This is a genomic window from Bacillus sp. AP50 (assembly GCF_040492675.1).
Taxonomy (GTDB): Bacteria; Bacillota; Bacilli; order Bacillales; family Bacillaceae_G; genus Bacillus_A; species Bacillus_A cereus.
In genome coordinates, this window is the sequence record NZ_JBEUTW010000447.1 from 1 (window position 1) to 10,271 (window position 10,271).

Consider the following 10,271-nt stretch of genomic DNA (forward strand, 5'->3'; position numbering starts at 1 on the left):
GTACAGATTCCTTTTATATAAATGGAGACCCCGAAAAATTCAAACTCTGTCTAAACAACATCATCCAAAACGGAATTGAGGCTATGAAAAATGGTGGATTATTACAAATAAATATACAAAAAGTAAAAGGAAATATCATGATTGATATTATTGATTCAGGAATTGGGATGTCATCTCAACAAATAAAACGAATTGCTTTGCCATTCTATTCAACAACAGAAAAAGGAACTGGGCTTGGTACTATGATTGCTTATAGTATTATTAAAGAATTAAACGGAGATATAGAAATAGAGAGTGAATTAGGTAAAGGGACACGCTTTTCTATTAGTATCCCTTGCTAATGTGATAACAATTTTCTGTTTAGTTAATTACATAAATGAATTTTAAGAATCCCGCTAGCTAGCTTACTTATTAATTATCTTAAATTCATATGCGTTAATTAAATATAATAAGGATCAGAGCCTATCTATTGTTACAGATACACTCTGATCCTTTAGTTTAATTCAATTAAAAACACTTAATATTTATAACTTTTCTTACATCGTGATGAAATACTAGTTCATCGATTTTATCTTATTTACTGATTAGATTGGTTTAATATAAATATAACATCTCGCGACACTTAATTTGTTATTATCATTAGAGACATTGCCTGCAGTTGTTTTTTCATTAAAGTACAGACCTTTTTCCATTCATTGAAAAAGACAACTCCCCTTTTACTACTTCACTTCCACCGTATAATTCCCTGTCCCCCCGCCATACTGATACACATGTAAATAATACTTCCCTGGATACGTATAGTAACTACCTACTAGTTTATTCCCTTGTTGCTGAGCATACGTAACATAATTATTTAAATCTGCTTCAGAATAAAGTACCCAGTTCATTCCGATATTATTTTCATTCGTTACGTTAATTTGAAGGTTTTTAGCAGTCTCCACATTAATTTCAAAGAAATCACTTGTATCGCCATTTCCTAAACTAGCACGTAAAACTTGATTTAACTGCAATTTGTTTGCTGTTTGGAATGAGTTATTCGGTTCTTTTTCTACACTGTTATCTTCTTTCTTTTGAACAGTTACAGTCGCTGTAGCAGTATTAGTTGCTCCTTTATCGTCTGTTACCGTTAATTTCGTCGTATACGTTCCTTCTTTTGTATATACGTGAGTTGGATTTTGCTCATTACTTACTGCTCCATCACCAAACTCCCATTTATACGAAGTAATTTTCCCGTCTTCATCTTTTGATCCGTCGCTTGTAAATGAAATTGCTTCATTTACATTTCCGCTATACGGACCGTTTATAACTGCAACTGGTGCTTTATTCTCTGCACCTTCTTCTGTATTAATACCGTGGAACACAACATCATATTCAAATTGTCCTGATGTATTCACGCGATAATTTACGAAGTATGCTGTTACTGTTTTATAGCCTGTCCATTCCTTTGCACTTAAACGTTTTAACGTATCATTAACGTTTTGTGTAATTGTTTTCCAATCTTCATATTCTCCTTTTGCTGCAGTTCCTGTATATGTTCCTTGTATTGTGAATGTATTAAAGAACTGTGATTTATTTTTCTTCACTGATACATTTTTCAATTTTGCTTCCGCTGTTATTTCTGCTGCAATATCTGAAACTGGCTTCGATGCATGATTCGCTAAATAATCGTCTGATACTAATGGCACATTATATTTCTCACGATTATCAACTAGCATTTGCATATAGTCTTGATATTCTTTATTTAAATTCGCATCTTTACTTAATGTAGAGCGATATGCATCATATGCTGTTACATCATTTTTCCTAATAAGATCATGTATTTTATCGAACATATCATATCTCTTATTGTACATATACGATTGTAAAGCAAAGGAATAATTATAGAAATCCCACGTTCCATACTTTGCATTTAACGTTCGCTCTGCCGTATAACGCTCTGCTGGATTTGAAGATAATCCTCCTATAATACTCTTTCTCGGTACAACATTATCCGTTCTCGTTGCCCCTGCAAAAAATTCAGCATTTCCTTCTTCAAACCAAGATAATCTTTCATTTTCATATATTTTCCCTTGTCCCCATAACCCTGGTACTTCATATCTACCTTGTAAATAATGCGTGAACTCGTGTCTGAATAATTCTTCTAAACTATAAATACTTTCTTCTGGCGTACGCTCATAAGTAAAGAACGTACCTGTTCCTTCTATATAAAGACCACCGTTATTCGTTTCATAACCGTACAATTGACGATTAAATTGATATTCTGCTGGGCTATTATAAATAACCATCGTTAATACATCATCAGGATTTCCTTTTTCTAAAGGTTGATCACTTTCAACCGTACGATGGAATTGTGCCTTTACTTCTTTTGCCGCCCAATATAAACGTTTTACTTTTTCTTCTGTCACTTTATCTCCAGCTTTCAAAACAATTGCCCCATCATCAAACGTATACGTTTTTGGCAAATATTTCTTCTTTCCATCTTCTCTTATTTGATCTAAATTCACTACTTTACCATTTGCATCTTTTCCGCCATAATTCGTTGCAATTTGCTCAGCAGCTACGAAATATTGCTCCCCTAAATACGGATACATTTTCATCGCATCTGTTACAACTTGTAACCCTTTCGTTCCTGTACTATGGAACATACCGAGTCTACCTGTATAATAAATGCCATTATTAATAAGCCAACCGGTTTTTTCTGTAATCGTTCCCATTAATGCAAAACGACTTAATTCATTAATATAACTATCTATTTTCTGATACCATACTGTATCTTTCGGTGCTTTCCTCGTATCGTACAAATACGATTGAATGTCGTAATCAACACCTTGCATAATATCGTAAATAGCATTTCCAGCTGAAAGATTATCTACTAATGTAGAAAAATTATCATTATATTGTTTAAAAATCTTTGCAGCTGATGTTATCGTTTCCACATCACTTGAAGCGTTTCCTATTAACTTTCCGTATGATGATACCACTCTATTTTGCTCTAATGTACCCAGCTTGAAATTTGAATTGTTAGCCATCGCTTTTAATGCAGGTAAGCATTTATCATGATAACTCCGTTCATTTAATTTACTAAGTTCTGAATTATAAAATCCTAAATAAAATCCTGAACGTAATACCTCTACTAATGTCTCAATCCCTTTTGAATCATCCTTCGTATAGGCTTGTCCTTGCTGCTTCAATTTATCAATAATCGCCTGCATCCTACTATCATTTTGATAGAATGCTAGACTGTCTGTATTAAACTGAAATAGCCCCGTAATTTGCTCCCAATCAATTGTTACAAGTAAATCTACTAACTGCTGATTGCTTAATTGATTTAATTCGGCAATTGTATAAGTTTTCGCTACAGCTAATTGCTTACTTCCTTTTTTCACCTCAGGTGGTCTTTGTGATAAATCGGCAAATTGTAACCTTTTCTCAAAAGACTTGCTTTCGAGCACTTTCGATGAATGAGCTAATTCTTGTACTGGTAGTTGTACACCGACTGGCTCCATTTTGAGCACATTTCGATAAGAAACTTGCTCTCCCTTAGTATCTTCTGCCAAACTTACCCCTTGAAAACTCCCTAACATTAAACTAGCAAAACTTACCCCTACTAACATTTTCTTTGAATAGCCTTTCATGCTCTCCCCTACCTTACATTTTTAGTGTCCCGCTCCATTATTTTACTATTTTTACTTTTTGTCCTGTATTGAGAAAAAATAAGGTAACGTTCACACATATATCCATTCCATATAAAATTAACGCTTGACTTTCCGTGCATTTTATATCAAAAAAAGATAGATAATAGCAAAATTCCTGCTACATCTATCCTCGTTTTCAACACTATGATTTTAACTTTATAAATGTAACTTCCGGTAATGTTTGCATATGCTGAATAAACTCATTCTTTTCTTCTGACGATATATTTTTCAGTTGCATCCCTACCTTATAAACAGTTTCTGTACTTTGCTGTGAAGCTTCCACCTCATATGAGAGTATTGGGATGCCTTTCACTTGTAGTGTTTCTAATATTTGTTGTACCGCTTCATGTTTATTTACAAACATTTGCACTGTTATATTTTGTGGAAATAAAAATTGCACCTTAAAAATACGACTTACAATTTCTAAACCAATTAAAACGAGAATCGTCGCTCCAATACCTACTACATACATTCCCGCTCCAATTGCTAATCCTATGCCGGCAGTAGCCCATAAACCAGCCGCGGTCGTTAATCCTTTCACCGCCTGCTTTTGAATAATAATTGTGCCTGCACCTAAAAAACCAACTCCACTAACGACTTGTGCTGCAATACGACTTGGGTCTAGAGACATATGCTCTTCAAACACAATATCTGAAAAGGCATATTTCGAAACAACCATTATTAACGCACTTCCTACCGCTACGAGGAAATGAGTCTTTAATCCAGCTTCTTTCGATCGAATTTCTCTTTCAATACCAATCATTGCTCCTAACAAGCCAGCAACACCGATTCGTATAATAAAATCAAAATCTACACTCACGGGCACTTCCCCCTTTCATTCATTATAGATAGATAAAACAAAAATTATCACAAACATCCTTTTATTTACATATAAGGGTACCGCTAAAATATACTTAATACTCCGACCGTTTTATGTTAATATTTAAAATATTAACATAAAATAAATAACTTCTAATTTTAAACCTTCACTAATTTTCTAAAAAATCAAAGATGAATTACGTGAAATTAGGTTGAGAAACTATGGAAAACGCTTTCACTTTGTATCGTAATTTTTTATAAAAACTATATAAATAAAGGAGCTTACTAACAATGAACGTCTCATTACTCACACCTACTACTGATTTACAAGAAGAATACTTAGATTTCTATAACGAATGGAAAGATAGCGGTGAAACAATGATCCCGTGGGTTATCTCAAAAAATCCTGCCAACTTCCCAGCTATGGTTCAAGAACTTCTCGATGCGCATAACGGAATAAATATCCCTGAAACTTGGGTACCAGACTCTACATATTGGCTTGTTACAGATGAAAATAAAATTGTGGGAGCTGTTAATATACGTCATAGTTTAACCAAACATTTATTTAACGCTGGCGGTCACATTGGTTATGGCATTCGCCCTTCTGAAAGAAGAAAAGGTTATGCTACGAAGTTACTAGCATTATCATTAGAAAAAACGAAGGAGTTAGACATCACGAAAGTACTTGTCGTTTGCGACGCTGTGAATACCGCTTCTGAAAAAACGATTTTGCATAACGGCGGGATTCGTGATGATGATTTCACTGAGGAAGATGGGAATATAGTAAGAAGATATTGGATTGAGCTATGAATAATCACAAATAAGCGAGAAAGTGATTATACACTTTCTCGCTTATTTTACACTGCTTCTATTTCAAACTGCACTGTAATACCACTTGGATCTACCACCACAAACCCATTTGTAGTTTCATTTATTTCATGTTGTTTTTCTATTAATCTTTCTTTCACTTCGTCTAACGCTTCTTTATGCGGTAGTACAATAGCATATACCTTTAGTCCAGTTGCATATACTGGTGGGTGTGGATTGTTTACTCCGTTCCACGTATTTGCACCAATATGGTGATGATATCCCCCTGCTGAAATAAATAAGCAATCCTCTTCACGCTGTTGTACTTCAAAACCTACTGTTTCCACATAAAATTCATGTGATTTCTCTACATCAGCTATTCGTAAATGTACGTGCCCAACGACAGTATTAGCAGGCAAACCATCAAACTCATAATCAACGAGTGTCGCCAATTCTTTTAAATCAAGTGGTGTACTTCCTCCTGACCCTTCTCCCCATTGATCACGCGGACGGTCTGCATAAATTTCAATACCATTCCCCTCTAAATCTTGCAAATAAAAAGCTTCGCTATATGTATGATCACTTGCACTATTAAACCTTGAAATTGGTAAAATTTCATTTGAATATGTATAACGCCCTTCTTGCTCATCCGGGCTGTCAATTACATTCTTATTACGAAGAACCCCAAATAGCGCAGAAGCAAAAGCTTCACGAGTCGGAACTAAAAAGGCTACATGATATATACCAGTCGTACGCGGTTCTTGCAGTACCCCGTCCTCTAACTTTTCAAGAACAAGTAACGCGTTCTTTCCACCTTTTCCAGATAAATATGCTTTATTCCCCTCTTGCTTAATTACCTCTAATCCTACAACATTCTCATAAAAAGCAATTTGACGCTCTAAGTCTTTCACTTTAAATTCAACATGACCAATACGTGTTTTCGGATGAATTTGTACCATGAATAACTCCATCTCCTTATCCCTATATTTTTCCATTACATATAACCGTTACTATGAAGGATACAACTAAAATCATCCTATGTAAATAAGAAAAGTCAGAATTTATATACATTTTTATTTTCATAATAAAAATGCCACCTTTTCTAAATTTCAGAAAAGGTGGCTTTATAACTCTTATCTCATTTTATGTACTTCAGCAACTAGCTTTCCACCCTGAATGCCCATATAAAGCTTCACAGGTGCATCATTCGTATTTTCAAATACTAAATCTAAATATGGATATGCAATTGTAGCATCTCTTCCTTGTGGAACATAACCTACCGTTTTAGAATGTGTAGTTCTCTCCACCATTTTCAGGCCAGCTTGATCTGCTGCATTGTATAAAGTTGAAGATGTTTGACAAACACCACCGCCATATCCATCTACTAATTTACCATCAACTATTTCTTTCCCTAATTGATATCCTTTATCTGGTGTTGTATCACCGATTAATGAATTAAAAGAGAAACGGTCTCCTTTTGCTAACACAACTCCATTTATGCTCGCTGCTGACAAACGAATATTCTCAATACGGCCACCTGTTGAACCACCTAAGTTCGTTTCATATCTACCAATTACCGCACCATTTCCTTGCGCATCACTTAATGTTGCGACTGGTTTTTTCTCCACGATCGGCAACTGATACGTAGCATCCCACATACCAACATTTAACAATTTATCTACTAATTCTTTTTCCATTAATTCATAAGAAGGTTTTCCTTCTTGCCAACTTCCATCAGGTGCTATACGTGAAGGAACCATTTTTTTGTCGACGCTTTTTCCAATCTCACCAACAACCTTTGTGACAGACTTTTTAAATTTCGCTTCATCTTCAAAATAGCCTAAACTAGATAAATCTAATTTTTTCACTTCAGTACCAGTTCGACCATCAACTAAACTAATAGTATCCTGTACTTCTGCTTTAGCCTCTACAGTGTGCCCACCAATATCACTTACCAATGCAACATCACTTACTTTTGCACCACAGCCACTCATTATAGCTACACATAACACCCCAACTAATATACCCTTTACTTTACGGAACAATATACTCTCTCCCTTTCCCCAACATCACTATTATGTATTTATTTCATTTTTATGTATGTTTTGTTACAATCATTTTACAATATGTTTATAAAATGTTACAAGTTATTTTTCACTCTATATAAATTACTCTTTTCTTTTATAAATGTCTATACATATTTACATAAAAGTTTGAGTTTGATAGAATTGTAACTTTTATGTAAACTCTCCCTTTTATCCAGTATATACCATTACACAAAAGAAATACAAATCAAAAACCCTCAAGCTATTTTTTATAAAGTGAAACTGTAATCAGTGGGGGTCTTATTGCCCAGCAAATAGCGGGATAAAGAGAAATCCCGTCAACATAAATAGGTATTTGCCGTGCCACCGCTCCGCTTTTGCACATACATTATGGTGAATTCAACCTATTTTAAAGAAATGGAGGATGTTATTATGTATCCCTACAATCCATATGATCCATATAATCAATATGCGTACCAACAACCACAGTATGACTTACAAACACAATATCAATCTTATATAGATCAAGCAGAGCACACGAATCCATATGACCAAAATAGACAATTCCAACTTCCAATCTCTTTTCCTGGCACTGGAAATCGTCAATTAGAAAGACGCGTAAATGAGCTTGAACAAAGAGTTCGTCAACTAGAAAATACAGTTGAGCGCCATACACGTAGACTAAACCGCTTAAACCAACGTTTACGCACAGTAGAAAACAGACTAAACATTCCATTCGCAGCATTAGAAGACGGATTTTAATCGAGAAAATAAAGATTATATAAAGGAAGGGGCTTCCCCTTCCTTATATAAATTGACGAAAGTTTTTTCCATCTCTATACTGATAAGAGTTAATGAAATGAAACAAGGTGATAAATATGGATTTTGAAATAAATTATCTTTCCTTTTATGTTGTACAAGTAGAAGGAAAAGGTGAAGCAGTTGATAAACGCTACAAACATTTTCAAACTTTAGACGCTGAAGAATATGAAGATAGTTCCTTAAAAGAATTTTTGAATGGTGAGTTATTAAAAATATCGAAGCGAAAAGTAGAACGTCATGCAAAAACAGAACAAGCCCCAACAAAAATTGGTCGCTTTATTGTAGAAGAAGGGCACGAACTTGATTCAAACCCTCATTACAACCTTTTTAATCGTATTCGCTTTGCAGAAACAAAAGAAAACTTTAAAGATATGAGCGAACCTCTCGTTTATACATATCTTGACACAAGCGCTGTACGTGGTGGTGTATTTTTAATTGCTCAGGCAAAACTACGCAAATACTTTGATGATCCATTCGTATTCGTAATGAAATGCGACTTTGAACCAAAGGTTGCTTCTATTTCTGATGAATCAACACTGATTCGTAACGTTGAAATGGCCATCACAACAAAGAATATGAAATCTATCCAATATCCGTACATGCCTGAAGAAGGAATGGTTGAAGTAGGCGAACTAAAAATACATCAAGCATCACATGCCCGCTACTTTGAAGACTTCTTAAAATTCGTCGAATATGAACGCTCTATGCCTGAAATTATGAAAACACAAGTAATGGACATGGTATACGACCAAATTGAAGATGTATTTGAAGAAGGTACGGAAGAACGCGAACAATTCGACCAAGCGATGGAAGTATGGGCTGCCAGTCCGAAACGCGAAATTATGGAACAATTTTCAACTGAAGAAGTAATGGAAGCAACCGCTCAAATCGTCGAGCATGCTCCTGAAGTGGAATTAAAACTAAAAGCCGATCATATCTCTGTGAAGGCGTTGCTTGCGGATTTTGGGGATCAAATACATATTGCGAAGGTAAATGATCGATATGTACTTATGATTGAAGCAGACACACTTACATTTGAAAAAGGCTTCTCTCCTATTGAGTTTCTGAAGCCAGATGAGCTGCAAGATGTGATTGAGCGGATTGAGAATAAGCAGCAGTATTCGTTTGATCCGAGCGGTATTGAATAAAGTGAAACTTTAATCAGTGGGGTTTTGTTCATCCCCCACTAATTATTAGCCCTCACCAATCGGGCTTTTACGGGATAAATACTTCCATATAACTGTTGTTACTGGGCGCTTTTAATAAGCGCTCTTTTATTTATATTAAAAACCGATTCTACTAAGAATCGATTTTTCTGCTTTATAATAAAACATGTTTATTTTTAAATTTTTTTGATGCAAGATGACATTTGTTGCAGAATCAAATATATCCCTTCCTTGTTATACAGGCTTATTTCCATTAGAAATATCTACTTCAATATTTCTAGTTGACCAAGTCCTTCTATAAGTTGTTAAAATGCAAATTTCACTTTACTACCTCAAATTTATTGTACTCGTAAAAAGATAATTGAAAACGATATTCCGGATGTTCTCTCACCCAATCGTAGGCTTCTTCTAAAATTTCCATTTTGTTTTGCAAGTCATTAAGTTCACTACATTCGTCCCTTTTCTGTTTGCACAGAGGGCAGAATCCATTCACTATTTCCGCACTCGTCGCCCTAATAGTTTTACTTTCTAAATCAACTACTAGACGAAGAATAACAGAATGCTCTTCTTTTGTAGTCACCTTCATTTCAGCAATCCGATCCTCATTCCAAAAGACACCGTTTAATTCCATCTTTACTGTGACATCTTTAATATCCAAGTCTACCACTATCATACCTCCCTTGTACAAAACTCAATCTTACTCTTCTATTTTAAACTTTAATACACCACAACTTAAAGAGATATTAAGTTTTTTCCAATTCTTCTTTACTATGAAAGAAAGTGTAGTTAATGCTAATTGTGTGGTAAATATTATCCCAAAAACTAAAACAGTTAAAATGTTAAAGATTGTTTCCATTAAACTACACTCTTTTTCCTCTTCTGTTAAAGTTGTAGTAGATGATGATAAAAAGATTGTT

The 10,271-nt window shown here is 34.7% G+C and carries 10 protein-coding genes; 4 read left to right on the forward strand and 6 right to left on the reverse strand.

What is annotated here, in order from left to right; all coding sequences use genetic code 11:
• A partial coding sequence (locus ABWK52_RS24315; RefSeq protein WP_353772192.1) for an ATP-binding protein occupies positions 1-341 on the forward strand: 341 nt, incomplete at its 5' end.
• Between the two features lie 378 nt (positions 342-719).
• Here the strand turns inward: ABWK52_RS24315 and colA are convergent.
• Positions 720-3,635, reverse strand: a complete 2,916-nt coding sequence (gene colA, locus ABWK52_RS24320) for a collagenase ColA (protein WP_098542295.1) — start codon at positions 3,633-3,635, stop codon at positions 720-722.
• A 202-nt stretch (positions 3,636-3,837) separates the two neighbouring features.
• Positions 3,838-4,515: an MgtC/SapB family protein gene (locus ABWK52_RS24325; RefSeq protein WP_000109721.1), complete on the reverse strand. Its 678-nt coding sequence runs from the start codon at positions 4,513-4,515 to the stop codon at positions 3,838-3,840.
• A 290-nt stretch (positions 4,516-4,805) separates the two neighbouring features.
• Here ABWK52_RS24325 and ABWK52_RS24330 point away from each other — a divergent pair, with 290 nt between their 5' ends.
• Entirely contained in the window at positions 4,806-5,324 is a 519-nt protein-coding gene (locus tag ABWK52_RS24330) for a GNAT family N-acetyltransferase (RefSeq protein ID WP_001103121.1), read from the forward strand.
• Positions 5,325-5,371: 47 nt separating this feature from the next.
• On the opposite strand, the gene ABWK52_RS24335 is transcribed toward ABWK52_RS24330, so the two are convergent.
• Both ABWK52_RS24335 and ABWK52_RS24340 read right to left on the reverse strand, forming a co-directional pair.
• Positions 5,372-6,280 (reverse strand): VOC family protein, encoded by a 909-nt coding sequence (locus ABWK52_RS24335; RefSeq protein ID WP_000249877.1) that lies wholly within the window; start codon positions 6,278-6,280, stop codon positions 5,372-5,374.
• Between the two features lie 174 nt (positions 6,281-6,454).
• Positions 6,455-7,366 carry a VanW family protein gene (locus tag ABWK52_RS24340; protein WP_000488972.1) on the reverse strand — a complete coding sequence of 304 codons (912 nt, stop codon included), beginning with the start codon at positions 7,364-7,366 and terminating at the stop codon, positions 6,455-6,457.
• Positions 7,367-7,798: 432 nt separating this feature from the next.
• Here ABWK52_RS24340 and ABWK52_RS24345 point away from each other — a divergent pair, with 432 nt between their 5' ends.
• Both ABWK52_RS24345 and ABWK52_RS24350 read left to right on the forward strand, forming a co-directional pair.
• Entirely contained in the window at positions 7,799-8,128 is a 330-nt protein-coding gene (locus ABWK52_RS24345) for a hypothetical protein (protein WP_000283715.1), read from the forward strand.
• A 116-nt stretch (positions 8,129-8,244) separates the two neighbouring features.
• A complete protein-coding gene (locus ABWK52_RS24350) occupies positions 8,245-9,336 on the forward strand; it encodes a DUF3900 domain-containing protein (RefSeq protein ID WP_000345046.1) in 1,092 nt (363 codons plus the stop codon).
• A 337-nt stretch (positions 9,337-9,673) separates the two neighbouring features.
• Here ABWK52_RS24350 and ABWK52_RS24355 read toward each other — a convergent pair whose 3' ends face one another.
• Both ABWK52_RS24355 and ABWK52_RS24360 read right to left on the reverse strand, forming a co-directional pair.
• Entirely contained in the window at positions 9,674-10,021 is a 348-nt protein-coding gene (locus ABWK52_RS24355) for a hypothetical protein (RefSeq protein WP_000227983.1), read from the reverse strand.
• Between the two features lie 30 nt (positions 10,022-10,051).
• Positions 10,052-10,271 (reverse strand): hypothetical protein (locus ABWK52_RS24360; protein ID WP_353772193.1); only part of this gene is annotated, 220 nt, incomplete at its 5' end.